Genomic DNA, 26,255 nt, shown 5'->3' with positions numbered 1-26,255 from the left:
AACCTGTTTTAGAATTTTATTCTATTTTTGTCGAAACCACCTGTTGCCGCTCGTTACTAAGGCGTGCGGCGTCCAATATACGGGTGGTTTCCAGTGCGTCATAGGCGTTCACCGGCAGCGGTCCCTGCCCTTGCACAGCGCGTTGCAACTGCTGATAGAACTGCGTCCAGCAGCCTTTTTCCGAGGGCACCCGTTCGCGCTCCGCGCCTTGTTCAAACCAGCCCCAGCGCCGATGCTCTTCCGCGCCCCAATGCTCGCCTTCGGTTTTCGGCGACCTGCCGGCCATCAGCGCGTCCTCCTGGCCGTCCAGCCCTTCCACGGTGTAACAACCGAGGGTGCCACTGACGCGAAAACGCGGGGCCTGGCTGTTTTGCAGCGCACTGCCCCACAGGTGGGAAATCACGCCGTTGGCGTGGGTCAACGAGACAAAAAAACCGTGGTCGAGGCTGGGGTGTTCCGGGCTGAACTGTAATTGCGCGAACACCCGGTCCACCGGGCCGAACAACTGCATCGCCTGGTCCACCAAGTGGCTGCCAAGGTCACGCAGCCAGCCGCCGCCGCTGGCATTGCCCACGGCTTGCGGGCTGAAGCGCTCAACCCGCGATTCAAAGCGGGTGATCTGGCCCAGGGCACCGGCGTCGATCAGTTTGCGCAAGGTCAGGAAATCCGAGTCCCAGCGCCGGTTCTGGTAGACGCAGAGCTTCACGCCTTGGCGTTCGGCGGCAGTGATCAACGCCTGGGCCTGTTCGGCGTTGCTGGCGAACGGTTTGTCGCTGACCACGGCAACCCCGTGTTCGATAGCTTCCAGTACCAGTGCCGGGCGGCCCTTGAGCGTGGTGGAAATCACCAAGGCATCCACGCCGGCTTCGACGATCTGGCCGATGGAGTCGAACGCCTTGAGGCCCGGGTGGTCAGTCGCCAGTAGCTGACGGCGTTCCGGTGACCGCGTCACCACGCCGACAAAGGTCGCGCCGGGCAACGTTGCAATCAATGGCGCGTGAAAGAAGCGGCCGCCATGGCCGTAGCCGACTAGTCCAATTCGCATACATACACTCCTTCTAGAACTGAAAACCCAATCAAATGTGGGAGCTGGCTTGCCTGCGATAGCAGTGTGTCAGTCAATGAACCCGTCACTGAAAGACTGCTATCGCAGGCAAGCCAGCTCCCACACCGACTGCATTCCACCTGTCTAAATATGATTAGCCGTAGAAGCGTGGGCGATCCGGCAAGCTCACCTTGACGATCTGCTCACTGCTCTGCGCTTCGATACACGCATCCGCCGCGACCGCTGCGGCGAAACCATCCCACGCCGACGGCCCACCCACTTGCCCGGCGCGCACGCTATCGATGAAGGCCTGCAACTCGACGTCATAGGCGCCGATAAAGCGGTCCTTCCAATCCATCAGAATCGCATTCGACAGCTTGGCCCCGCTGCGCAGCTGCACCTGCGAAGGCTCCGGCAGTTTGGCGATGCCGGTCTCCCCCACCACTTCGCACTGGATGTCGTAGCCGTACTGACAGTTAACAAACACCTCCACATCGATGCGCGTGCCCTTGGCCGTCTCCAGCAGCACGATCTGCGGGTCACGCAGGTGGGCCAGGGCCTTGCTCGACTTGCGCGGAAACACCACCTGCACCGACACGTAGTCGTCGTCGAGCAACCAGCGCAACACATCCAGCTCGTGGATCAAGGTGTCGGTGATCGCCATGTCGGTCTTGTAGTTCTCGCCCACCGTAGGGTTGCGGTGCGCGCAGTGCAGCATCAGCGGCTCGCCGATCTGGCCGCTGTCGATCACGGCCTTGAGGGCGCGATAGCCTTCGTCATACGGGCGCATGAAGCCCACTTGCACCAGGCGCTTGCCGAAGGCAATTTCGGCGTCGACGATCTTGCGGCAGCCTTGCGCGGTCACGGCCAAGGGTTTTTCGCAGAACACCGGCTTACCCGCAGCGATGGCGGCAAGCACGAATTCCTCGTGGCTCGGGCCCCAAGAGGTCACCAAAATGGCCTCGACTTGCGGCGAGTTGATCAACGCATGGCCGTCCGCGTACACCTCGGCGGTAAGGTTCAAATCCGCCACCACCTTGGCGGCTTGCTCAAGGTTGATGTCGGTTACCGCCACCACTTGGCTGTTGAGCAGGGTCTGGCTGCAACGACGAATATGGTCACGGCCAATCGCACCAGTACCGATGACACCGATCCGCAACGAATTAGTAAGCAAAGACATGCAAACACTCCTCTTGTTATTAGTACTGCCGGGATTTCGCCAGCTGTTCATTGAGTTTTTTCGCCGCGGCATTCGTGCGTTCACTGGTGGACACCTGGGCCACACCCACCCGCCACCACGACAGGTAGCCGTGAATCATGGTCTTGGGCAGTACCTTGATATCAATCAGCGTCGACACCGTTTGCGTGCGCGCATCGGCCAGGGCCGCGTCGAGTTGCTCCACGGTGCTGACTTTGTAAGTCTTGCAACCATAGGCCGCCGCGCTCATGGCGAAATCCACCGGTACCAGGCCGCCGTCAAGCTTGCCGCTCTCGGGGTCGCGGAAGCGGAATTCGGTGCCGAAACTGCCCATGCCATTGCCGATCTGCAGGTTGTTGATGCAACCGAAGGCCATGTTGTCGAGCAGCACCACGTTGATCTTGCGCCGCTCTTGGATCGAGGTGGCCAGCTCCGAGTGCAGCATCATGTAGGAGCCATCGCCGACCAAGGCGTAAACCTCTTTAGACGGTTCGGCCAGCTTCACGCCGAGGGCGGCATTGATCTCGTAGCCCATGCACGAATAGCCGTACTCGACGTGGTAGGTGTTGACGCCCTTACTGCGCCAGCTGCGCTGCAAGTCACCGGGCAGGCTGCCAGCGGCGGCGACGATGATCGCGTCATCGGCCAGGCTGGCATTGAGCACGCCAAGTACGCGGCTCTGGGTCAGGCACGAGCCGGTCAGTTCGATAAATTCGCGCAGCACCGCGCGGTCCAGGTGGTCATCGACCTCGGGCACAAAGTCGTCGCCCTGGTATTGAACCTGATGCACGCGGTCCACTTCCGCATCCAACTGCGCCTTGGCGTCGCGGATCTGCTCGCCCCAGCCGGCGCGGTAGTCGCCCAAGGCATCCGCCAGCGCCTCAAGGGCGACGTGTGCGTCCGCCAGCACTTGTACACCGTCGAGTTTCAAGGCGTCGCAAGGGCTAATATTCAGGTTGAGGAACTTCACCTCGGGGTGCTTGAACAGCGACTTCGATGAGGTGGTGAAGTCGGTGTAACGCGTGCCGATACCGATGATCAGGTCCGCTTCGGGCGCCAGCAGGTTGGCCGCCAGGCAGCCGGTTTCACCGATGCCGCCGACGTTCAGCGGATGGCTGGACAGCACCGCGCTCTTGCCCGCCTGGGTCTCAGCGAAGGGAATATCAAAGCGTTCGGCAAACGCCTGCAGCGCGGCATTCGCGCCGGAGTACTTGACCCCGCCGCCACAGATGATCAGCGGCTTGCGCTTGCCCCGAAAGGCGGCCACCGCGTCAGCGATCATCGCTTTGGTCGCCGGACGCCGCTCGATACGGTGCACACGTTTTTGCAGGAAGTAGTCGGGATAGTCCCAGGCTTCGGCTTGCACATCCTGCGGCAAGGCCAAGGTGACGGCGCCGGTTTCCGCCGGGTCGGTGAGCACGCGCATGGCGTGGATCGCCGCCGTCATCAGTTGCTCGGGGCGGTTGATGCGGTCCCAGTACTTGCTCACGGAACGGAAGGCATCGTTGGTGCTGATGCTCAGGTCATGAAACTGCTCGATCTGCTGCAGCACCGGGTCAGGCTGGCGGCTGGCGTAGACATCGCCGGGCAACAGCAATAACGGAATACGGTTGGCGGTGGCGGTTGCAGCGGCGGTGAGCATATTCGCCGCGCCCGGGCCTACGGAGGCGGTGCACGCATAGATCTTGCGGCGCAGGTGCTGCTTGGCAAAGCCGATGGCAGCGTGGGCCATGCCCTGCTCATTGCGACCTTGATGCACCACCAGGTCGCCGCTGTCCTGCTCCAGCGCCTGGCCCAGGCCGAGCACGTTGCCGTGGCCGAAAATGGTAAAAACCCCGGCGACAAACTTGCTCTGCACGCCATCAACTTCGATGTATTGGTTATCCAGAAACTTCACCAGGGCCTGAGCCATGGTCAATCTTGTTGTGGTCATCACTTGCACCTTGAGTAAATGCAGATCCATTGATCAACAGAGATTTAATGTGGGAGCAGGCAAGCCAGCTCCCACAGGTTGATCGGCGTCAGGTCCGGTTTTTTTGTAAATGGGCGATGCTTGCCCCAATGGCTTGCTGGATGTCGGCTAGGCCATGCACGCTCTCGGCAAACGGTTCGAACGACAGGTAGCCGCCGTACCCAGTGCTGAGCAAGGTATCGATCTGCGCGGCATTGCCGAGGATATCGCCCTCGCCCACCAGCACGCGGTGGCCGTCGCGAATGGAGTTGAGCGGTGCTACAGCATCTTCGACGCCGGAGATATGCACCAGGCCGGTCAGCTGCGGGAAGAACGCCTGCTCGCCGGCCAGGTGATGGTGAAAGGTGTCGTGCACCAGGCGGAACACATCCAGGCCGCCGACGGACTGGATCGCGTCCACCGCCACACGCTTGCGGCGCAGCGCAGAGCCTTCGAAACCCAGCGGCTCGATAAAGCCCAGAAGCCCGTATTCGCGCAGGATCGGCGCCAACTCACTCAGCGCGGTGCGCAAACCGTCCGCGCGCAGGGCTTCGTTGCGCGTATCGCCGCGCTCATTGAACGGGCACATCACCAAGCCTTGGGCCCCGCATTCACGGGCATAAGTCGCGAGTTTGATCGCCTGGGCGCGGCGCTCGTCATTCCACACGTCAAACGGGTACAGCGCGTTGATCGACAGCACCGTGATGCCCTGCACCTCGCACAACTCGCGCACGCGGCTGGCCGGGGTGCCGTATTCGATTTCGTTGCCTTTGAGGTCGTTGCGAATCTCGATGGCATCGCACTTCAGGGCCGCCGCCAACTGAATGAAATCCGGCAGGGAAAGGTTGGGCGCGACCATGCGGTTAAGGGCAAAACGTAACGGCGACTTCATTATTGTTCTCCGTTCAAACCGGTTACAGGTCCAGCAGCCAGCTGTGCTGTGGGTCGTTATGGAAATGCCAGGCACGCTTGGGACCGGCCATCACGTTCAGGTAATAAGACTCGTAGCCGTACGGCACGCTGACCGGGTGATAACCCTTGGGCACCACCACCAAGTCGCTGTTTTCCACGGCCATGGCCTGGTCGATGCTGCGATCGTCGGTGTACACCCGCTGGAACACGAAGCCCTGGGGCGGGTTGATCTGGTGGTAGTAGGTTTCTTCAAGAAAACTCTGGTGCGGCAGGTCGTCGGTGTCGTGCTTGTGCGGCGGGTAGCTCGAGGAGTGCCCCGACGGCGTGCGCACTTCCACCACCAGCAGCGAATGGGCCGGCTCGCTATCAGGCAGGATGTCGCACACATAACGGGTGTTGGCGCCTTTGCCGCGCACACTGCGCTTGCATTGCTCGGGGCGGATCAGGCGCGGTGCAAAACCGGCCGCTCCCGGCGCGGCGCAGACAGCGATTTGCACATCGCTCAAGGCCGTGATCTGCGCATCGGTGCCTGGCGGCAGGTAGGCGGCGAAGGGTGATTTGTCTTCGAATACCGACTGGCGATCACCGAGGTTCTGCCAGTTGAAACCCTCGCCTTCGATATTTACCCGGCCGCTGAGCAGAACCAGGCACAACTCCTGATCACCGGCCGTGACCGGCAGGGTTTCACCGAGGCTCAGGCGGTAGGCGGCAAAGCCTACGTACTCCAGGCGCCCTTCTTCCAGGGCGACCATGGTTTGCCCGCGTTTGCTGCTTTTGACCAACAGGCTCATCACTTAAGTCCTCTCGTTGAGCAGCGCGCGCAAAGTGTCATAGCCCTTTTTCGCATAGATATAGCTGGGCGCCACGGCCGGGTCCTGCTCGGCTTCCACCACCAGCCAGCCCTCGTAGTGGGCCGCCAGCAGCACATCGAGCAGTTCGCCAAAGTCGATATCGCCATCGCCGGGCACGGTGAAGGTGCCGTTGACGATGCAGTCGGGAAAGCTCCACATCTGGTTGCGCGCCAGTTGCACCACCGGTTTGCGCACGTCCTTGAAATGCACGTGGCAGATGCGCTCGATGTGTTTGCGCAGCACCTCGATGGGTTCGCCGCCGCCCATGTAGCAGTGGCCCGAATCGAACAGCAGGCCGACTTCCGGGCCCGTTCGTTTCATAAGCTGGTCAATGTCTTCGGGGGATTCGACGTAAGCGCCCATGTGGTGGTGGTACGCCAGGCGCACGCCTTGGGACAAGGTGAAGCGCGCCAGCTCAGTGAGTTTATCGGCGTAGTCCTGCCAGGCGTGTTCGCTGTGAAAACGCGGGCGTTCGATCAGGCGCACCTTGGCGCCCTGGATCGAATCGGCGACTTCGCCGTAGACCAGCACCTTGGCGCCGTTGAGTTTCAGCAGCTCGACGTGGCCAGCGATGGCCTCGATTTCTTCCGCCACCGAGCGCCGCGCCAGGCGGCTGGAGTACCAGCCGGAGACCAGCGCCAGGTCATAGGGGCGCAGCACATCGCCGACGCCTTTGGCGTCCTTGGGGAATTTGCCGTTGAGTTCAAAACCTTCGTAGCCGATCTCCTTGCCTTCGCCCAGGGCGGTGCTCAAGGGCGTTTCACCGCCCAGGGCCGGCAGGTCGTCGTTGCTCCAGGAGATCGGGTTGATGCCAATTCGGATTGCGGGCATGGCTGCACCTTTTTGTTGTTTTTCAGCTATCACTGAGGTCTGGCTTTATGTGGGAGCTGGCTTGCCTGCGATAGCATCACATCGGCTTGGCAGGTGGACCGAGTCGCCTGCATCGCGGGCAAGCCCGGCTCCCACAAAAAGCAGCTCCCACATTGGATTGCATTTCAAGTTGAAGACTGTGTTTAGGTTCGGGCGCTGCGCCAGGCGTTGATGAGCTGTTCGAATGTACCCTGCACCTGCTGGATCAGGGTTTCATCATCAATTTCCCCCGCCATCCACGCGCGGCTGGGTTCCTGGAAAATCGTGCGGCCCACGGCGAACCCCCGGCAGGTAGTGCTTTGGCTGGCTTGCTGGAAGCCGTCGGCGAGAAACTCGGCCGAGGCGTTCAGGCCCAGCAGCACTACGCCACGGCAGTACGGGTCACGTTCCTGGATCAGCTCATCGAGCTTTTTCCAATCCTCGGCCGACTGCGCCTCGATCTTCCACCACGCCGGGTAGATGCCCAGGTTGTACAGGCGCTTGAGGCTGCGATAGAGCACATCAGGATAGGTCGACGGGTGATCCTTGGGCGGGATGACTTCCAGCAGCAGCTCATGGCCGCTGACCAACGAGGCCTCGTACACCGCTTTGAGTTGCGCTTCCTGTTCCAGGCGCAGCATCGGCTCGTCATCGGGGTGGTATTGCACCAGGCACTTGATGATCTGTTCTTGGGGCCAGGCGATCAGGTTGCTGCCCACCGAACGGCCGTGCTCGAACGCCAGCGGGCGCGAGTTCTGCACTTCTACCGGGCGGGCAATCCACCAGCCGCGACCGCTGGCGGCGTTGAGCGCGTCCTGGCCGAAACGCTGATCGGCCAACAGGCCCACATCGGCGTCGACACCTTGCTCGCGCAGTTTGCCCTCGACGCGTTCGATGGCTTGGATAAACAGCTGCTTGATGTCGCTGATACGTGCCGTGTCCTGGCCGCCTTTTTGCGCCAGGTCCACCAGTTGCCAGCGATGATCGAAGGCAAACACGAACAGCTGCTTCCAGGCTTTGCGCGGCACCGTGACGCGGTGCAGGCGTTGCAGGGTTACGTCTTGATCGGGCCGGGTGATAGGCACCGGGCTGTTGAACAGGTAATCCAGTTCGGCAGGCGTAGGCATGGCCGGTGCGCAGGCGTGGCGGGACACCACCAGGCCGCCGCAGGCATTGGCCAACTGGCTGCAACGTTCGTCGCTGGCATCCTTGAGCCAGCCGCTGAGGAAGCCCGACATGAACGCATCGCCGGCCCCCAGCACGTTGAGGACTTCAACGCGCACGCCGGGGTAGATTGCGCCGTCTTCCAGCCGCGCCGCAATTGCGCCGTGGATCACCGTGCAGCCCTGCGGGCCGAGCTTGACCACCAGGGTTGCCGGGGTCAGGTCCCGTACGGTGCGCAGCGCGGTGAGCAAATCTTCACTGCCGCCGGCGATCAAAAACTCTTCTTCGGTGCCGACGATCAAATCAAAACGAGGCAGGATTTTCTGCACGTGCTGGCTGACGTTCTGGTCGGCAACAAACCGTGTTTCGCCATCCGCCTTGCCCGCCAGGCCCCACAGCACCGGGCGGTAGTCGATATCCAGTACGCGCTGGACGTTGTGCTTGGCCGCGTAATCCAGGGCCTGAATGCTGGCCTCGTACACGCTGTCGGTGGAGAAATGCGTGCCGGTGATCAGCAAGGCTTTGCTGGAGGCAATAAAGGCTTCGCTGATGTCTTCGGCGCGCAAGGCCATGTCGGCACAGTTTTCGCGGTAGAACACCAGTGGGAAGGTTTCGCGGTCCTTGAGGCCCAACAGCACCAGGGCGGTGAGGCGTTCCGGGTCGACCTTGATGCCGCTGACATCGCAGCCTTCGCGGGCCAAGGACTCCACCAGGAAACGGCCCATATGGTCGTCCCCTACCCGGCTCAGCATTGCTGACTTGAGCCCCAGCCGCGCGGTGCCGAAGGCGATATTGGCGGAGGACCCGCCGAGGTACTTGGCAAAGCTGGACACGTCCTCAAGCCGCGCACCGACTTGCTGTGCATAGAGGTCGACGCCCAGGCGCCCGAGGCAAATCAGATCCAATTGACGCCCACTGGCAAAACGAGTCTGGCCCATGCTGGCTCCTGTTATTTTTATCAGCCTGCGTGGTGCCGCCGTGGTGACGGCACACGCTCTTGGTGCAAGCAGACTAGAACGTCCGGCGGCCGCAATCAATATTTATTCCATAATTATTTTTAGTGGAATATTTTTTCCAATAAGCCAGCATAATGGCATGCCAGCCGTCCTGCATCGTTTCAGCAGGCCACGGCCGCCGTGATGCCGGGGTATTTTTTTGCGCCTACCCTGTAGACTTGCGCCCACCCATCAGCGCCTCAGAAGAACACGCCAGAAGGATTACCCATGTCCCGCACCGATCCCGAGACCACCCTGGAAGACACTATCGCCAGCCCTCCGATCAATGCCGAGCGCCTGTTGCAGCTGATCACCGACGAATACGAGAGCCTGCCGCGCCAGCTCAAGCGCATCGCCAGCTACATGAGCCAGCAGAGCGACCGGATCATGGTCGACCGTATCAGCGACATCGCCCGCGAATGCGAAGTGCACCCCTCGGCCATCGTGCGGTTTTCCCAGCGCTTCGGTTTCAGTGGGTTCAGTGAAATGCAGGCGCTGTTTCGCGAGGCCTACACCCACAAGACCACGCCGGTGCAAAACTACCAGCAGCGTATCCGCAGCATGATCGCCAACAAGTCGCAGAAGGCCAGCGGCGGTGACCTGGCGCGCGAGTGCGTGAACGCGACCCTCTCCGGCATCGAACGCCTGGGGCTGGAGCTGGATGATGTGGCCTTCGAGAAAGCCGTGGACCTGGTGGTTAACGCCGACAATATCTACGTGGTCGGTGTGCGCCGCTCCTTCGCGGTGGCCGATTACCTGGTCTACAACCTGCAGCACACCAACAAGCGCATCCATCTGATTTCCGGTTTGGGCGGCAGTTATCGCGAGCAGATGCGCAGCGTGCGCGCCAATGACCTGGTGATTGCGATCAGCTTTACGCCGTATGGCAAAGAGACTCAGCACTGCTTGCGGATTGCCCAGCATCATCAGGCCAAGACCTTGATCATTACCGACAGCAACCTGTCGCCCCTGGCCAAGCGGGCGAACGCGGTGCTGTTAGTGAATGAGGGGTCGTCGTTTGCGTTTCGCTCGTTGAGCGCCACGTTGTGCCTGTGCCAGGCACTGTTTATTGCGGTGGCGTATCGGTTGGAGTTGAAGGTCGATGAGATTCATGAGCAGGTGGGGTTCGACGACTGACCGGATGACACTGACAATCCCCTGTGGGAGCGGGCTTGCTCGCGAATACGGTGTGTCAGTATCAGATAGGCTGACTGACCCCGCTTTCGCGAGCAAGCCCGCTCCCACATAAAGCCAGTGCCTACAGTTTGCTCAGTGCCTGGTTTTGGGGCGGCGTAGCAGTTTGTAGGCGGCTGGGATTACGAAGAGTGATAGCAACGGCGCGGTGAGCATGCCGCCGATCATCGGCGCGGCGATGCGGCTCATGACTTCGCTGCCGGTGCCGCCGCCCAGCAGAATCGGGAGCAAGCCGGCGATGATCACGGCCACGGTCATGGCTTTGGGGCGCACGCGCAGTACTGCGCCTTCGGTGATGGCGGCCAAAAGGTCGCCGTCCTTGCGCGCCGCCCAGGCGTTTTTCAGGTACAGCAGCATGATCACGCCGAACTCCGCCGACACACCCGCCAACGCGATAAAGCCCACGCCCGTGGCCACCGATAAGTTGAAACCCAGCCAGTACAGCAACCACACGCCTCCCGTCAGCGCAAAGGGCAGCGTGGCGATGATCAGCAATGCCTCGTCCACACGGCGGAAGGTCAGGTACAGCAAGACAAAGATGATCAACAACGTCGCCGGCACTACCAGCTTCAGGCGTTCATTGGCGCGTTCCAGGAACTCGAACTGCCCCGAATAACTGAGGCTCATGCCCGGTTGCAGTTGCACCTGCTGGTTGATTGCTTCACGCAGGTCTTTGACCACCGACGCCAAGTCGCGGTCGCGCACGTCGATGTAGACCCAGCCCGAAGGCCGTGCGTTTTCACTCTTGAGCATTGGCGGGCCGTCACTGACCCTGAGCCTGGCCACCGTGCCGAGGGTGATCTGGCTGCCTTGCGGTGTATAGATCGGCAGGTTTTCCAAAGCAGTTACCGAGTCGCGCCAAGCCTTCGGGTAGCGCAGGCTGATGGGGAAACGCGCCAGGCCTTCAACGGTCTCGCCAATGGTTTCGCCGCCAATCGCTCCCGACACAATCGACTGCACATCGGCAATGTTCAGCCCGTACTGTGCTGCTGCTGCACGGTCGATGTCCACGTCGATATAGCGCCCGCCGGTCAGCCTTTCAGCCAACGCCGAACTCACGCCGGGCACCCCCTTGGCGACCTTCTCCACGGCCTGGGTCACCGCGTCGATCTGCATCAGGCTTAAGCCTGCGACTTTCACGCCAATCGGGCTTTTCACCCCAGTGGCGAGCATGTCGATGCGGTTGCGGATCGGTGGAATCCAGATGTTGGTCAGGCCCGGCACCTGCACCGTGCGGTCCAACTCTTTGACCAGTTTGTCCGGGGTCATACCCGCGCGCCATTGGTCCCGGGGCTTGAATTCGATCGTGGTCTCGAACATCTCCAGTGGCGCCGGGTCGGTAGCGGTTTCGGCGCGACCGGCCTTGCCGAACACATGGGCGACTTCCGGCACACTTTTGATCAGGCGATCCGTGCGCTGTAGCAGTTCACCCGCGGTTTGCGTCGACAGCCCCGGTAGCGCCGAAGGCATGTAGAGCACGTCGCCTTCATCCAGCGGTGGCAGGAACTCACCGCCCAGTTTCGATAACGGCCACAGCACGCTGGCGACCATCAACAGCGACACCAGCAAGGTCGCGCGTGGCCAACGTAGCACCACGTCGAGGGCCGGTTGATAGAGCCTGATCAGGCCGCGATTGAGCGGGTTGCGTTGCTCGTCAGGGATACGCCCGCGAATCCAATAGCCCATCAAGACCGGGACTAGGGTCACCGACAACCCGGCCGCCGCCGCCATGGCGTAGGTTTTGGTATACGCCAGCGGGCCGAACAGCCGGCCCTCCTGCGCTTGCAAGGTGAACACCGGAATAAACGACAGGGTGATGATCAACAGGCAGAAAAACAGCGCCGGCCCGACTTCCACTGCTGCATCGGTCACCACCTTCCAATGCGCGTCGCCCTTTAAATCTCGCCCTGGATTGGCGTAGTGCCAGGCTTCGATTTTCTTGTGGGCATTTTCGATCATCACCACGGCCGCATCCACCATCGCGCCGATGGCAATCGCGATGCCGCCCAGCGACATGATGTTGGCGTTGATCCCTTGGTAGCGCATGACAATAAACGCGATCAACACGCCCACCGGCAGCGAGATGATCGCCACCAGCGATGAGCGCAGATGCCAGAGGAAAATCCCGCACACCAGCGCCACCACCAGGAACTCCTCCAGCAGCTTGTGGCTGAGGTTGTCCACCGCGCGGTCGATCAGTTTGCTGCGGTCGTAGGTGGCGACGATTTCCACGCCGGGCGGCAGGCTGCTTTTCAGTTGCTCCAGCTTGGTTTTGACTGCAGCGATGGCTTCACGGGCATTTTTGCCGCTGCGCAGGATCACCACACCGCCGACCGCCTCACCTTCGCCGTCGAGTTCACTGATGCCCCGGCGCAAGTCCGGGCCGAGTTGAATCGTTGCTACATCGCCGAGGGTGACCGGCACATTGTTGCTGTCGAGGCGCAGTGGAATAGCGCGGAAATCGTTGAGCGTTTTCAAGTAACCGGACGCGCGCAGCATGTACTCGGACTCGCCCATATTCAGTACCGAACCGCCAGTTTCCTGGTTGGCCTTGCCGATGGCGTCCGCCACTTGCGCCTGGGTGATGCCACGACTGGCAAGGGCCAGCGGGTCAAGCTGCACCTGGTACTGCTTGACCTGGCCGCCGATGGTCGCGACTTCCGCCACATTCGGCAGGGTCTTGAGTTCGAACTTGAGAAACCAGTCCTGAAGCGCGCGTAACTGCGCCAGGTCGTGCCGCCCCGTGCGATCCACCAGCGCGTATTGATAAATCCAGCCAACCCCGGTGGCGTCCGGCCCCAGCGCCGGTTTAGCCGACGCCGGCAGCCGCGCCTGCAACTGGCTGAGGTATTCCAGCACCCGCGAACGCGCCCAATACAGGTCGGTGCCTTCGTCAAACAGCACGTAAACATAGCTGTCGCCAAAGAACGAAAAACCGCGCACGGTCTTCGCCCCCGGCACCGAAAGCATGGTGGTGGTCATTGGGTAGGTGACCTGGTTTTCGACAATCTGCGGCGCCTGGCCCGGGTACGGCGTGCGGATGATCACCTGCACATCCGAGAGGTCCGGCAAGGCATCGACCGGCGTGTTTTGCACGGCCCAGACGCCCCACGCAGTGATGAACAGCGTGGCGAGCAGTACCAGAAAACGGTTGGCCACCGACCAACGAATCAGCAAGGCGATCATGGCTGAGCTCCGGGCTGCATGCTCATTTCAAAAGTGCCGGACGCTGGCGATACTAATCCGCGCAAACTTGCTTCAGAGTCCAGCAAAAATTGGCCGGACGCGACCACCTGCTGGCCTTCCTGCAAGCCGCTGCGGATCACGGTCTGGTCCTGGTTCTCGGCGCCCACCTCGACTTCCAGCGGTCGAAAGTGCCCGCCTTCCTCGGCCAGCATCACCAACACGCGCTTGCCGGTGCGGATCAACGCTTCGCTGGGCACCTGCAACACCGCTTGCCCGCTGGTTTGTGCCAGGCGCACCTGGGCGGTCATCCCGGGGCGCAAACTGCCGTCGGCGTTGGGCAGTTCGACGCGAACCTGCACGGTGCGGCTGTCGATGGCGTTGGCCGGCAGGATCGCGCTGACGCTGGCGTTGACCGTTTTGCCCGGCAACCCGACAAACTGCGCCGCCACGCGTTGCCCCACGGCCAACGCCGCGCCTTGAGCCTGGGGCACAGCGACCTGCAACCACACCTGATCCAAGCCATTGACCCGTGCCAGGGTCTGCCCCGCCGCTACGGTCATGCCTTCGCGCACGTCCAGGGTTTGCAGCGCGCCGCCCAACGGCGTGGTGACGGTCAACACCGACTGCACCTGGCCGCTGCGTTCCATCTGGGTGATCAGCCCGGTAGGCATGCCACTCAAGCGCAGGCGTTGGCGGGCAGCCGCCAATAAACCACTGTCAGCGGTATGACGCAGGGCGAGGAATTCTTCCTGGGCTGCGGCCCATTCCGGCACCAGAATGTCCGCCAACGGCGCGCCGGCCTTGAGCACATCCCCCGGCGCCCGCGCGTAGACCCGTTCGACAAACCCGCCGACCCGCGCTTGCACCACGGCGACATCGCGCTCGTTGAAGGCGAGGATGCCGGACAGGTCCAGGGTGGACGTCATCACGCCACGGCTGACCGTCGCCAGGCGTACGCCGATGTTCTGCGTCTGGCGTGGGTCGATCTGCACACTGGGCGTGTCAGCAGAGGCACCCTCGGCGTAACGCGGCACCAACTGCATGTCCATGAAAGGCGACTTGCCGGGCTTGTCGAATTTCTGTTGCGGGAACATCGGGTCGTACCAGTACAGGGCCTGCTTGTCGTTTTTGGCCGGTTCAGGCGCGCCCGGCTGCAACTGCGCCAGCCCGTAGCCCGCGCCCAGGCCAAGAGACAACAGCACTGCCGCGATTCGATTATTCATGGGTGGGCTCCCAATAGGCGAAGTACAGCTGGGCGCCGATCAAGGCGCGCTGTTCGATGGCTTCCAGCTGTTTGAAGCGGGCTTCGACCAGCTCCCGGCGGGCGCTGACCACACTCATCAAGTCGCCCTTACCCGCGCGATAACTGGCGAGGCTCAGGGCTACCTTCTCTTGCGCCAGCGGCACCAGGCTGTCCTGGCCGCGTTGCACGGCACGGTCCAGGCGTTGGTAAACCGCCAAATCGTCATCGAGCAGCTGGGTATGTTCACGGGTGGCGGCTTCGCGTTCAGCGTCGAGTTGGTCCAGCTCAGCCTGTTTGGCGGCAATGCCCGGGGTTTGCCGACGGCCTGGAAAAATCGGTAGGTCGAAGCTCAATTGCAGGCTGACCATATCGCCGTATTCGCGGCCGCGGCGTTGGTAGTCCACTTCCCAACTCCAATCCGAAGTCTTCTGCGCCTTGGCGTCCTGCAAACGCGCTTGCGCTTCGCGGGTACGCGGCACGAAGGCTTGCAACTCGGGATGTTGATGCAGGTTGTGGCTCAAACCGTGACTGTCGAAGGTCCAGTTGGGCAACTGGCCGCTGGGCGCTTCATTAGCGGCCGGGCCGATCCAGCGTTTGAGGGCGGCGCGAGCCTGGGCCCGTTGTTGGGTCAATTCATCTTCGCGTTCGGCCAGTTCTGCGGCTTCCTGCTTGGGAATAACCGTATCAGCGGCCTGCCCACGGCCACCGGCCAACTGCGCCCTCACGCTGTCTTGCAACAGGCGATTCTGTTGGTAGAAGTCTTTGAACAACGCCTCTTTGCGCTCCACTGCGAACGCGCGAATCCACGCCTGGGCGGTGGCTTGACGCACGTTGAGGCGTTCGATGCGGCCCTCAGCCGCCGCCCGTTCTACCGTCGCATCGGCCAGCTCAATACGAGCCTTGCGTTTGTCTCGGCTGGGCACCTGTTGCTGGATGCCGATCATCTGCTCGGTCATGTCATCGCCATACAACGTGCCGCGATTGGGCCCGCCGACGGGGAAATTCTGCAGGCCCACCACCAGTTTCGGGTCGGGCAGTTCGCCGGCCGGAATGGCGGCTTGGGTAGCCGCGTGCAGCTTGGCCGTCTCAGCGGTCAACGAAGGTGCGTTGTTTTGCGCCAGACGTAAGGCGTCATCCAGGGTCAGCGCAGAGGCCTGCGCGGGCCATGTCAGCACGCCCACCACCAGAGCGCGCAAGTAGAGGGAATTCATGATGAAGATTCCTGATCTGTTTGACTGCGTTCCGCTTTACGCGGCCCACAGCAAGGCCATCCCGAATACGGGATGAGTCTTCAGGTGCGACAGGAATCAGGAACGGGGTGGGCGCCAGACGCCGGACGGCGTGCGGTCGGGGATGAAATCAGAGGAGAGACCGGCAACCAGCGGATGGGCCAGGGTCAGCGGGGCCTTGAGCACCGGCATGGACAGTTGCAGCAGGCTGCCGGTCTTGCATTCCTGGCCGGGTTTGCAGGCCTTGCCATGGTCGGCGCCGTCCTGGCAGCAGTCCGGGGCCATGTCGGTCATCATCTGCATGTCCGACATCTTCATCGGGCAAGGCTCGCTGCTCGACGGCACACCCGCCATCCCAGTCAGGGGAAGCGTGAGGCTTAACAGCATGACCAGGATTAAACGCAGAAGGCGGCTAATAGAGGCGCGAGTCTAGCCAAGCGCGCGTTAAGCCGCTATTAATAATTGCGCGAGCACTCGGCCGTGATAACGGATCTGCGCCAGGGTCAGCGCGGTATAGCCGATGATCACTGTAGGCAGCAGGCTCACACCCACACAAAACTTGCCCAGCGGCTGTAGCGTCAGCCCAACGGCGGCGCGAGTGCAGAATTCGCTTTCCTCGACACCGGCCAGCAGCCACAACACACAATGCAACCCGGCTTGCTGACCGCTCACCCTGCAATCATCCGGCTGACACTGCGCCGCTCCCACAAGGGACCGAGCCAGGCTCAGGTTTAGTGCATGAAGATCGCGATCAGGATGATGACCGGGATAGGTACGCCGAGGAACCAAAGCAGTAATGAGCGCATGTTGTTCTCCTTAATTAACGAACGTAGTTTTCAGTTTCGACGTACACCACGACATCCCGGCGACGGCCGCCGAAGGTTGCAGCGAAGCTGGCGAAGAACGCACCGATCAACAGCGCAATAAAGGTCCACAGCGAGGTATAAGCCGCCACCTTCGCAGCAGTATCGGCGGCCTGTTTGGCTTTCAATTTGGCGTCTTCGATGGCTTTGCGTGCGTCGCCGTAGACCTTGTCGATCCGCGCTTGAGCATCGGCCTGGCTGAGGTTGGTGCGCTGGCTGATCAACTGGGCGAGGTAAGTACGGTCTTCAGGGGCCAGTTGGCCGTCGTTGCTCAGGGTGCGGGTGAAGATGCGTGCCACTACGCCATGCACAGCGTCATCGCTGACGGCAGCTGGGCGGTCGTCACGAAACAGGCTGTCGACGTAATAGTCAAAGTCGCCACTGTTGGCGCCTTTGGCTGCGCTGCCGGCAGCCTGGGTCAAGCCACTGGCAGCACCGGCCGCGACACCTGCACCGGCTTTAACGCCGCCGCTGACTACGCTGCTGACCGAACCGACCACCAACACTGCGGTCACCAGCGTGGCCACTGCCCACGCGAGGAAACCATGGGCGGTGTCGCGAAAGTACACCTCATCGCCATGCATATTGGCCCACTTCACGCGCAAACGACCGACGATATACCCGCCCAGCCCCGACGCGACGATCTGGGTAAATGCCAGCCAAACAATCGTGGAAATGCCAAGCCCCTTGGCGCTGATGCCGCTGTCGGCCCACGGCGACACCGCCGAAAAACCCAGGCCGAAGCCCAGCAGCACCAGGATAAGCGACAGCGCAGCCGCAGCGGCGGCACCGGCAAAAATCGCCCCCCAGGAAACCCCGGAGTGCGTGCTCGACTCTTGCAGCGTGGATGAGGATGTGATCATTGTTGTTTTGCTCCCAGCAGGAAAAATAGTGTTACAACTCTCAAAAGGGACAGTGCAGGCAGCATGCCAGTCCGCATAAAAAATAAACTCGTTACATTTCAAATAGTTAATTAAATTGAACCCACGTGAACCATGCAAGTTGCAAGAAATGACCGAACAGAGCGTGCTTTATGCAATCCCTCAACAACCCCCGCCCCCTGTGGGAGCTGGTTTACCTGCGATAGCGGTCTACCAGGCAAAAAAGTGAGTGAGTGGTGCACCGCCATCGCAGGCAACCCTGCCCCCACAACGGACCGCGCCCAGCATGAAAGTTGTGTCAGTTTTGCCAACATGAAGTTTAATTTAGGAAGCGTTCAGGCATTTCTTGGCAAAATGCCCCCACTTCTAGTGTGAATCGCTCACCAGGTAATCCTATGACCCGTATTTTGACTATCGAGGATGACGCCGTAACAGCCCGCGAGATCGTCGCCGAGCTGAGTAGCCATGGACTGGATGTGGATTGGGTGGACAACGGCCGTGAAGGCCTGGTCCGCGCTGTGAGTGGTGATTACGACCTGATCACCCTCGACCGTATGTTGCCGGAACTCGATGGCTTGGCCATCGTCACGACCCTGCGCACCATCGGGGTGTCGACGCCGATCCTGATGATCAGCGCCCTCTCCGACGTCGACGAGCGCGTGCGTGGCCTGCGCGCCGGTGGCGATGACTACCTGACCAAGCCGTTCGCCTCCGACGAAATGGCCGCCCGCGTCGAAGTGCTGCTGCGGCGCAAAAGCACGGTCAAGGAATTCGAAACCGCCCTGCGCGTGGCCGACCTGGAACTCAACCTGATCAGCCGCGAAGCCAGCCGCGCCGAGCAGCCGCTGAGCCTGCTGCCCACCGAATACAAGCTGCTTGAGTTCCTGATGCGCAACACCGGGCAAATCCTGTCACGGATGATGATCTTCGAGGAAGTCTGGGGGTATCACTTCGACCCGGGCACCAACCTGATCGACGTGCACATCGGTCGTCTGCGCAAGAAAATCGACCCGCCGGGCCTCACGCCGCTGATCCGCACGGTACGAGGTTCCGGTTATGTCATTGCTGAACCCCTCTAAGGGCTGGCGTTCCTCCAGCAGCCGCTTGCTGGCGCTGTACAGTTCGCTGTTTGTGGCCTGGAGCTGCATCCTCATGGGGGTGCTGTACTACGAGGTGTCGGGATACCTGGGCGACTTGTCGCGCCACTCGCTGATGCAGCGCCAGCACCTGTTCCAACGCTTCGACGGTGAAGAACTGGTGGAAGCCCTGACCACCAGCATGACCTTCGACATGAAAGGCGTGGACGCCTACGGCCTGTTCGATGAGCAATTTCGCCCGTTGAGCGGGCCGATTCGTGCGGTGCCGCCCGACCTGCCGCTGGACGGCAAGATCCACGCCCTGGCTAATTGTGTCGCCTCCAACGACCCAAAACTGCCAAAGGACAGCTGCGACGCCGTGGCCACCCACACCGATGACGGCCGCTGGCTGGTGCTGGTGCGTGCCAACGGTTCACTGTTTGGCGTGACCCGGATCATCTGGCACGCGCTGTTGTGGGCGCTCTCCCTGACGATTATCCCGGGCGCTGCCGGTTGGCATTTGTTGCGCCGCCGTCCGCTGCGGCGTATTCGCGGGATCCAGGCCAGCGCCGAGGCCATCGTTGCCGGCGACCTGACGCATCGCCTGCCGCTGTCCGACCGGCGTGACGAACTGGACATGCTCGCGGCCATCGTCAACGCCATGCTCGACCGCATCGAGAAGCTGATGAACGAGGTCAAGGGCGTGTGCGACAACATCGCCCACGACCTGCGCACGCCGCTGACGCGTTTGCGCGCGCAGCTCTACCGCATCAGGCAAGAGGCAGAGCAAGACTCGGGCTACGCGGTAAAACTCGACGATGCGATTGCCGAAACCGACACCCTGATGGCGCGCTTTCGCGGGCTGTTGCGCATCTCGGAATTGGAAGACCACCAGCGCCGCTCAGGCTTTTTGGTGATGGACCCGCTGCCGTTGCTGCGCGAGCTGCATGACTTTTACCTGCCCCTGGCCGAAGAAGGCGAATTGCAGTTGCGCCTCGACGTGCCCGAGTCGCTGCCCTGGATCACCGGCGACCGCGCATTGTTGTTCGAAGCCCTGGCCAACCTGTTGAGCAACTCGATCAAGTTCTCGCCACCGGGCGGTGAAGTGATCCTGCGCGGCGTGAATGAGGCGGGAAGCACGCGCATCGAAGTGCACGACTCCGGCCCGGGCATCCCGGCAGCGGAACGCGACGCGGTGTTCCAGCGGTTCTATCGCGTGGACGAAAACGACCAGCAAGGCGGGTTCGGGTTGGGCTTGTCGATTGTGGCAGCGATCATCAACTTGCACGGGTTCAAGCTGGAGGTCGGCAGCAGCCAGAGTGGTGGTGCGCGGTTGGTGCTGGAGTGTCGGCAGCAGCTGATGCCCGAATAGCCCAAACACCACAAAATAATGTGGGTATCTACGCAACTTTTTGTGTTGCGCTAAGCTTTTGACGGGGTTTTTAGGTAGATATGAGTACATATCCGTTGCTGCGGTAACGGTGGCTATTGGTTCCGCCCTTACGGCGGGTCACTTTTGGAAAAGAGCCCCAAAAGTAACCAAAAGGGCTCTTGCCCCACCACTCGGCACCTCGCCTAGGCTCGGTGTGCCCTCACTCCGGCTTGAATCCGTGGGCCGCCGCCATGGGCCATCCTTGGCCCATCGCGGCTAACCCGGCGTCCTGCCGGGTTACCCACGGATTCAAGCCTGCGTTCGGCCATCGTGGTTAACGGGGCGCCTCAGATCAAGATCAAAAGCAAGAGCACGGCGGCCTAGTAGCCGACCTGAGTGGTTGAAGCAAAAGCAGAGCAGAAGCAGAGCACCACCCTATCTAGCTGATGTGATGAGATCCCAATGTGGGAGCTGCAGTGCCTCTTAAATCAGGCCGGAAAGTTAGCCCGCAGCGCCTCAAGCCCACCGTTGTACACGCCGGTAAACAACTCCTCCACCGCCACGTCCGTAGTCCCCACCGCCGGGGTAAACACGCCGGACCAGGTCACTTTCGCCGACGCCTCCGTCAACGCCTCAACCTGCAACGTCGCCAGGTAGGCACTCACCGGAAACGGCGACTGCTCAATGGTGTAGGTATAAGTGCGCGCCACGTTATCGAAGCTCTGCAAACGCTCAACCACGACGCCGCCATCTGCAGTTTCCAAATGACGCACACGCCCGCCGTCGCGCGCCTCGCTCTTGACGATCAACGGCAGCCAATCCGGCAGCGCGTTAAAGCCACCGACCAATTGCCAAACCTGATCGGCCGAAACCGGTACTTCAATAACAGAAGAAGCTGTTGCCACAATAAATACTCCAACAAAGTAAAAAAATTCAGATCGCCATGCTGTCGACAACACCACCGTCGACCCGTAACGCGGCACCTGTGGTTGCAGAAGACAGGGGTGAAGCAATGTACGCCACCAGGTTCGCCACTTCATCCACATTCGCCGCGCGCTGGATGATCGAGGTGGGCCGCGCATAACGCACAAACACGCCTGCCTCTTCCCGCGCGCTGCGCCCAGACTGGGCTGTGGCGCCTTTAAGCATCTGTTCCAGGCCATCGAAAAAGGTCGACCCCGGCAGAATTGCATTCACCGTCACCCCAGTACCCACCAACCAGTACCGAATAAGCCAACTGACACTCCGCTTGCGCGAGCAAGCCCACTCTTACATTTGGATCGCGGCGCCTCAGCTAACCAGTTCCCGCAGCCGGAACCACAACATCCCCAGCGCCAGCAGCGGTGAACGCAAGGCCTTGCCGCCCGGAAACGTCATGTGCGGCACCTGGCTGAAGGTATCCAGGCCTTGGCTATGGCCGGCATGAATGGCTTCGGCCAAAAGCTTTGCGCACCAGTGCGTCACGTTCAGCCCATGCCCGGAATAGCCTTGGGCATAGAAGACATTCGGGTATTGCTCGAGCCGCCCAACTTGGGGAAAACGATTGGCGGTAATGCCGATCTTGCCGCCCCACTGGAACTCGATGGCGGTACCTGCCAACTGCGGGAACACCTTGAGCAGCTTCGGTTGCATATAGGCGGCGATGTCCGCCGGGTCACGCCCGGAGTAATGGCAGGCACCGCCGAACAGCAGGCGGCGGTCAGCGGAAAGCCGGTAGTAATCCAACCCGACTTTCTGGTCGCACAGCGCCAGGTTCTGCGGGATCAGTTGCTTGGCGACGTCCTTTGATAAAGGCTCGGTGGCGATGATGTAGCTGCCCGCTGGCAGTACTTTGCCGCTCAAGCGTGGCTCCAACTCTTCCAGGTGTGCATTGCAGGCCAGCACTAACTTAGCGGCACGCACCGTGCCTGCGGCGCAGCGTACTTGCACGGTGTCGCCGTGGATCAGTTCGAGGACCTGGGTGTGCTCGAAAATCCGCACCCCGAGCGACTCGGCCAACTGGGCCTCGCCGAGTACCAGGTTCAGCGGGTGCAGGTGCCCGGAGCCCATGTCCACCAGGCCACCGGCATAGGCCGTCGAGCCGACCACTTGCTGCATGTCCTGCGGTTCGACCAGCCGCGTTTCATGCGCATACCCAAGCGCCGCCAGGCTCTGCTGTTCGCCCTTGAACGCGGCGAATTGCGCCGGGGTATTGGCCAGCTCGCAAAAGCCCCAACGCAAATCGCAGTCAATGCTGTGCTGACGAATACGCTCGCCCACCAGCGCCACCGAATCAATCCCGGACCGCTCCAGGTAACGCACGCCCTCCTCGCCTACATACTTGGCAAACCCCGACACGTCGTGGCCGATGCCGCGAATCAACTGCCCGCCGTTGCGCCCGCTGGCGCCCCAGCCGATGCGCCGGGCCTCCAGCAGAATCACCGAGAGCCCGCGCTGGGCCAGCTCAATGGCCGTGTTGACGCCGGTGAAACCACCGCCGATCACACACACATCGGCGCTGAGGTCGGCGCCCAGCGCTGGACGCTCGGGCATGGCATTCGCCGAAGCCCGATAGTAGGACTGGGCGTGGTCTTGGGACTGAGTCATTTATTGGTCTTCACTTTGCTCCAGGCGCGGGTCATCAGGCGCATGGTCGTCGGGGTCGGCGTGGTGGAAATATAGAGTTTGTCGAGCACTTCCTGGGAGGGGTAAACCTCAGGGTTATTCACCAGTTCCGGCGCCATGAAGGGTTTGGCGGCGGGGTTGGCGTTGGCATAACCCACCGACGCACTGACCTTGGCGATCACCTCAGGGTCGAGCAAATAGTTGATAAAGGCGTGGGCTTCTTTCAGGTTGCTCGCGTCGGCCGGAATGGCCAGCAGGTCGAACCACAGGTTGGAGCCCTCCTTAGGAATCGAGTAGGCGATATTCACGCCATTCTTGGCTTCCTTGGCGCGATTGGCCGCTTGGAATACGTCCCCTGAATAGCCGAAGGCCACGCAGATATCGCCGTTAGCCAAGTCCGAAATGTACTTGGAGGAATGGAAATAGGTGATGTAGGGCCGCAGCGTCAACAGCTTGGCTTCGGCCTGCTTGTAATCCTCAGGGTTCTCGCTGCGCGGGTCCTTGCCCATGTAGTTGAGGATCGCCGGGAACAGTTCATCTGCCGAGTCGAGGAAGGCGACGCCGCACTCGTGCAGCTTCTTAATGTTCTCGGGTTCGAACAGCACCGCCCACGAGTCGATGTGGTCGACGCCCAGCACCTGCTTGACCTTGTCGACGTTATAGCCAATGCCATTGGTGCCCCACAGGTACGGCACCGAGTGCGCGTTGCCCGGGTCGTTGTTCTCCAGCAACTTGAGCAGCTTGGGGTCGAGGTTCTTGAAGTTGGGCAACTGCGAGCGGTCGAGTTTCAGGAACGCCCCGGCTTTCACCTGGCGCGCCAGGAAGTGGTTGGACGGCACCACCACGTCATAGCCGGTGCGGCCTGCGAGCAGCTTGCCTTCCAGGGTCTCGTTGGAGTCGAACACGTCGTAGATCACCTTGATCCCGGTCTTGGCCTGGAAGTCAGCCAAGGTGGTCTCGCCGATATAGTCGGTCCAGTTATAGACGCTCACCGTCGGCGCGGCCTGGCCGGCACTGCTGAACGCCGCCACCAGGGCCAGCGGGAGAAGCTTTTTCGCAAGACGCATATCGACACCCCTTTTAGTTTTTTAGACGCTCAACAGCAGGAACTCACGCTCCCAGGAACTGATCACCCGCTTGAAATTCTCATGCTCGGCGCGCTTGACCGCGACGTAGCCGCGCACGAACTTTTCGCCCAGGTACTGCTTGACCGTGTCGCAGTCCTCCATCCGCGCCAGGGCATCTTCGAGGGTGAACGGCAGTCGCAGGTTGCGGCGCTCATAGGCGCGGCCTTCCACCGGCGCGCTCGGCTCGATCTTTTCGATCATGCCCAGGTAGCCACACAGCAGACTTGCGGCAATCGCCAGGTACGGATTGGCATCGGCGCCCGGCAAACGGTTTTCCACGCGCATCGCCTCGGGGCTGGAAGTTGGCACGCGCAGGCCGACGGTGCGGTTTTCTTCGCCCCACTCCACATTGACCGGCGCCGAGGTGTCGGGCAGGAAGCGGCGGAACGAGTTCACATTCGGGGCGAACATCGGCAGCAGCTTGGGGATGTACTTCTGTAAGCCGCCGATGTGATGCAAAAACAGTTGGCTCATCTTGCCGTCGGCATCGACAAACACTGGCTTACCGGTGGCGATGTCCACCACGCTCTGGTGCAAATGCATGGCGCTGCCCGGCTCATCGGCCACCGGCTTGGCCATGAACGTCGCCGCCACGTTGTGCTTCAGTGCGGCCTCGCGCAGGGTGCGTTTGAACACGGTGATCTGGTCGGCCAGGTCCAGCGCATCGCCGTGGCGGAAGTTGATTTCCATCTGCGCCGGGCCGTCTTCGTGGATCAGCGTATCGAGGTCAAGGCCCTGTAATTCGCACCAGTCGTAGACATCTTCAAACAGTGGGTCGAATTCGTTGGCGGCGTCGATGGAAAACGACTGGCGGCCGGTTTCGGCGCGACCGGAGCGACCAACCGGGGTTTTCAACGGCAGGTCCGGGTCTTCGCAGCGCTGGGTCAGGTAGAACTCCATTTCCGGCGCGACAATCGGCTGCCAGCCTTGGTCGGTGTACAGCTGCAGCACCTTCTTCAGCACGTTGCGCGGCGACAACTCGATGGGGTTGCCCTGCTTGTCGAAGGTGTCATGGATCACGATGGCGGTGGGTTCGATCGCCCAAGGGATGACGTACGTGGCATTGGCCACCGGGCGGCAGATCATGTCGATGTCGGCCGGGTCGAGCAGGTCGTAGTAGACGTCGTCGTTGACAAAGTCCCCGGTTACCGTTTGCAGCAACACACTTTCCGGCAGGCGCATGCCTCGCTCATGCAGGAACTTATTGGTGGGCGCAATCTTGCCGCGTGCGATGCCAGTCAAATCACTGATCACGCATTCGACTTCGGTAATCTTGTGTTCTTTCAGCCAGGCGTGCAGCTGATCGAAGGGGGCGTTCATAAGGACCTCGTCATGGGTTGGATGATGCGCCGGCTTGTACTCCTGGCGCATTGAGGTCTATCTTGGGCCAGCCTTGTAACGGCATCTATCCACTTTGCACGCAGCACAACGCACCAATAGAGTGCGCACGGATCACCCATGACACAGGCAACAGATTTGCGCGTACAGGCCTTCACCACCGGTGATGTGGCCGCTCAATGCAGTGCGACACCCGGTTGGGTGCAGCAGTACCAGCAGATGTCCCCGGGGCATTTTGCCGGGCAGGTTCGCTACCTCGACCTGCAAGGCGTGCAGGTGTACGAAGAGTGCATGAACACCCGCGTGGAACAGCATTTCAACGCACCGCCAGGCTCACTGGCGTTCTGTTTCGACGGCAGCGACAACGCGCTGTATATGCTCAATGGCGAAAGCCACAACACCTGGATCACCCCGGAAAACTACCGCGAAGTGGCGGTGGTGTTCGGCCCGCAGTTCGTGCAGCGCCATGGTTTGGATGTGGCCAAACTCGAGGGCCTGTTCATGGCGCCGCTGACCTGCCAGCAGAACGCGCTGTTCACCCGCTGGCTCAGTGGCACCCTCACGCGCTTGTCTGCGACCGTCGACCCGATCAGCCGCGATGCCCTCACCCAACAGTTGCTCGACGACTGCCTGTTCATCCTCGACAACGCCTGCGTGTGCCTGGACCGCAGCTCACTGCAACGGCGCAGCGAAGAACGCCGGTTGATGGCACGCATCGGTGAATGGGCGGCGGATGCGCCGGATGAAACCGTCAACCTGCTGGAACTGGCGCAGATTGCTGGCGTGCCGTTGCGCCAATTGCAGCAAGGCTTCAAGACCTACACCGACATGAGCCCGGCGCAGTGGTTGCGCTTGCGCCGCTTGAACGGGGCGCGGCGCGAGTTGCTGAGTTCAACGGACACTACCGTGGCGGAAGTGGCGATGAATTGGTCGTTCTGGCATTTGGGGCGGTTTTCCAATAGCTATCGGGCGTTGTTCCAAGAGCTGCCGAGCGAGACCCTCAAGCGCTCCAGCTGAAATGCAATCGCCCTGTGGGAGTTGGCTTGCCTGCGGTAGCCTTAGGTATCTACACAACTTTTTTACGGGTTGAGTGCTGGGGTTGTCTCCGGGCCGCTGAGTACATATCCGTTATTTGGGTGATGGCTGATATGGGTTCCGCTCTTACAGCGGGTCACTT

22 protein-coding genes and 1 pseudogene are annotated in these 26,255 nt (G+C 61.3%); 5 read left to right on the top strand and 18 right to left on the bottom strand.

Annotated features, from left to right (window positions below):
• Positions 1 to 16 precede the first annotated feature (16 nt).
• From ACI77I_RS17465 to iolC, 7 genes are all read right to left on the bottom strand, one after another.
• Positions 17 to 1,045 carry a Gfo/Idh/MocA family oxidoreductase gene (locus ACI77I_RS17465; protein ID WP_406998049.1) on the bottom strand — a complete coding sequence of 343 codons (1,029 nt, stop codon included), beginning with the start codon at positions 1,043 to 1,045 and terminating at the stop codon, positions 17 to 19.
• A 154-nt stretch (positions 1,046 to 1,199) separates the two neighbouring features.
• Positions 1,200 to 2,225 (bottom strand): Gfo/Idh/MocA family protein, encoded by a 1,026-nt coding sequence (locus tag ACI77I_RS17460; RefSeq protein WP_094952511.1) that lies wholly within the window; start codon positions 2,223 to 2,225, stop codon positions 1,200 to 1,202.
• Positions 2,226 to 2,244: 19 nt separating this feature from the next.
• Positions 2,245 to 4,176, bottom strand: a complete 1,932-nt coding sequence (iolD, locus tag ACI77I_RS17455) for a 3D-(3,5/4)-trihydroxycyclohexane-1,2-dione acylhydrolase (decyclizing) (protein WP_406998048.1) — start codon at positions 4,174 to 4,176, stop codon at positions 2,245 to 2,247.
• A gap of 88 nt (positions 4,177 to 4,264) precedes the next feature.
• A complete protein-coding gene (locus ACI77I_RS17450; protein ID WP_406998047.1) occupies positions 4,265 to 5,086 on the bottom strand; it encodes a TIM barrel protein in 822 nt (273 codons plus the stop codon).
• A 22-nt stretch (positions 5,087 to 5,108) separates the two neighbouring features.
• Entirely contained in the window at positions 5,109 to 5,897 is a 789-nt protein-coding gene (gene iolB / locus ACI77I_RS17445; protein WP_242155765.1) for a 5-deoxy-glucuronate isomerase, read from the bottom strand.
• 3 nt (positions 5,898 to 5,900) lie between these two features.
• A complete protein-coding gene (gene iolE / locus ACI77I_RS17440; protein WP_094952508.1) occupies positions 5,901 to 6,788 on the bottom strand; it encodes a myo-inosose-2 dehydratase in 888 nt (295 codons plus the stop codon).
• Positions 6,789 to 6,970: 182 nt separating this feature from the next.
• Positions 6,971 to 8,908 carry a 5-dehydro-2-deoxygluconokinase gene (gene iolC, locus ACI77I_RS17435; protein ID WP_406998046.1) on the bottom strand — a complete coding sequence of 646 codons (1,938 nt, stop codon included), beginning with the start codon at positions 8,906 to 8,908 and terminating at the stop codon, positions 6,971 to 6,973.
• Between iolC and ACI77I_RS17430 the strand changes: the two genes are divergently transcribed.
• Both ACI77I_RS17430 and ACI77I_RS17425 read left to right on the top strand, forming a co-directional pair.
• A complete protein-coding gene (locus tag ACI77I_RS17430; protein ID WP_141240592.1) occupies positions 8,907 to 9,110 on the top strand; it encodes a hypothetical protein in 204 nt (67 codons plus the stop codon). The two genes, iolC and ACI77I_RS17430, sit on opposite strands and share 2 nt — an antisense overlap.
• A gap of 83 nt (positions 9,111 to 9,193) precedes the next feature.
• A complete protein-coding gene (locus tag ACI77I_RS17425) occupies positions 9,194 to 10,102 on the top strand; it encodes a MurR/RpiR family transcriptional regulator (protein ID WP_017136418.1) in 909 nt (302 codons plus the stop codon).
• Between the two features lie 132 nt (positions 10,103 to 10,234).
• On the opposite strand, the gene ACI77I_RS17420 is transcribed toward ACI77I_RS17425, so the two are convergent.
• The 6 genes from ACI77I_RS17420 to ACI77I_RS17395 form a co-directional block, all read right to left on the bottom strand.
• Positions 10,235 to 13,345, bottom strand: coding sequence for an efflux RND transporter permease subunit (locus ACI77I_RS17420; RefSeq protein ID WP_406998045.1), 3,111 nt, complete (start codon positions 13,343 to 13,345; stop codon positions 10,235 to 10,237).
• Positions 13,342 to 14,568, bottom strand: coding sequence for an efflux RND transporter periplasmic adaptor subunit (locus ACI77I_RS17415; protein WP_094952505.1), 1,227 nt, complete (start codon positions 14,566 to 14,568; stop codon positions 13,342 to 13,344). Before ACI77I_RS17415 ends, ACI77I_RS17420 begins: the two co-directional genes overlap by 4 nt.
• Complete coding sequence (locus ACI77I_RS17410) at positions 14,561 to 15,799, bottom strand: TolC family protein (RefSeq protein WP_406998044.1); 1,239 nt, start codon at positions 15,797 to 15,799, stop codon at positions 14,561 to 14,563. The genes ACI77I_RS17415 and ACI77I_RS17410 overlap by 8 nt, the downstream gene beginning before the upstream one ends.
• 96 nt (positions 15,800 to 15,895) lie before the next feature.
• Entirely contained in the window at positions 15,896 to 16,234 is a 339-nt protein-coding gene (locus tag ACI77I_RS17405; RefSeq protein WP_083358062.1) for a hypothetical protein, read from the bottom strand.
• A 27-nt stretch (positions 16,235 to 16,261) separates the two neighbouring features.
• On the bottom strand, positions 16,262 to 16,489 hold the full coding sequence (locus tag ACI77I_RS17400; RefSeq protein ID WP_263274958.1) for a hypothetical protein: 228 nt from the start codon (positions 16,487 to 16,489) through the stop codon (positions 16,262 to 16,264).
• A 148-nt stretch (positions 16,490 to 16,637) separates the two neighbouring features.
• A complete protein-coding gene (locus ACI77I_RS17395) occupies positions 16,638 to 17,543 on the bottom strand; it encodes a hypothetical protein (RefSeq protein WP_406998043.1) in 906 nt (301 codons plus the stop codon).
• Between the two features lie 413 nt (positions 17,544 to 17,956).
• On the opposite strand from ACI77I_RS17395, the gene ACI77I_RS17390 reads away from it, so the two are divergent.
• Both ACI77I_RS17390 and ACI77I_RS17385 read left to right on the top strand, forming a co-directional pair.
• Positions 17,957 to 18,640: a response regulator transcription factor gene (locus ACI77I_RS17390; RefSeq protein WP_003219726.1), complete on the top strand. Its 684-nt coding sequence runs from the start codon at positions 17,957 to 17,959 to the stop codon at positions 18,638 to 18,640.
• On the top strand, positions 18,618 to 20,009 hold the full coding sequence (locus ACI77I_RS17385) for a HAMP domain-containing sensor histidine kinase (RefSeq protein ID WP_094952502.1): 1,392 nt from the start codon (positions 18,618 to 18,620) through the stop codon (positions 20,007 to 20,009). The genes ACI77I_RS17390 and ACI77I_RS17385 overlap by 23 nt, the downstream gene beginning before the upstream one ends.
• Before the next feature lie 488 nt (positions 20,010 to 20,497).
• On the opposite strand, the gene ACI77I_RS17380 is transcribed toward ACI77I_RS17385, so the two are convergent.
• From ACI77I_RS17380 to ACI77I_RS17360, 5 genes and pseudogenes are all read right to left on the bottom strand, one after another.
• Complete coding sequence (locus tag ACI77I_RS17380; RefSeq protein ID WP_406998042.1) at positions 20,498 to 20,914, bottom strand: SRPBCC family protein; 417 nt, start codon at positions 20,912 to 20,914, stop codon at positions 20,498 to 20,500.
• A 28-nt stretch (positions 20,915 to 20,942) separates the two neighbouring features.
• Positions 20,943 to 21,227 (bottom strand): annotated as a pseudogene (locus ACI77I_RS17375) (SDR family oxidoreductase); the annotation flags it as partial.
• Between the two features lie 72 nt (positions 21,228 to 21,299).
• The gene (locus tag ACI77I_RS17370; protein ID WP_094953820.1) at positions 21,300 to 22,595 is read right to left on the bottom strand and encodes an FAD-binding oxidoreductase; all 1,296 of its coding nucleotides are present in this window, start codon (positions 22,593 to 22,595) and stop codon (positions 21,300 to 21,302) included.
• Positions 22,592 to 23,680, bottom strand: a complete 1,089-nt coding sequence (locus tag ACI77I_RS17365) for a polyamine ABC transporter substrate-binding protein (RefSeq protein ID WP_242155750.1) — start codon at positions 23,678 to 23,680, stop codon at positions 22,592 to 22,594. The genes ACI77I_RS17370 and ACI77I_RS17365 overlap by 4 nt, the downstream gene beginning before the upstream one ends.
• A 21-nt stretch (positions 23,681 to 23,701) precedes the next feature.
• A complete protein-coding gene (locus ACI77I_RS17360) occupies positions 23,702 to 25,060 on the bottom strand; it encodes a glutamine synthetase family protein (RefSeq protein ID WP_406998041.1) in 1,359 nt (452 codons plus the stop codon).
• Between the two features lie 138 nt (positions 25,061 to 25,198).
• Between ACI77I_RS17360 and ACI77I_RS17355 the strand changes: the two genes are divergently transcribed.
• Positions 25,199 to 26,095 (top strand): helix-turn-helix domain-containing protein, encoded by an 897-nt coding sequence (locus ACI77I_RS17355; protein ID WP_406998040.1) that lies wholly within the window; start codon positions 25,199 to 25,201, stop codon positions 26,093 to 26,095.
• Positions 26,096 to 26,255: the final 160 nt, after the last annotated feature.

Origin of the sequence: Pseudomonas sp. D47, assembly GCF_045447305.1 — a bacterium.
GTDB lineage: Bacteria > Pseudomonadota > Gammaproteobacteria > Pseudomonadales > Pseudomonadaceae > Aquipseudomonas.
This window is presented reverse-complemented; position numbering and strand designations above follow the sequence as displayed.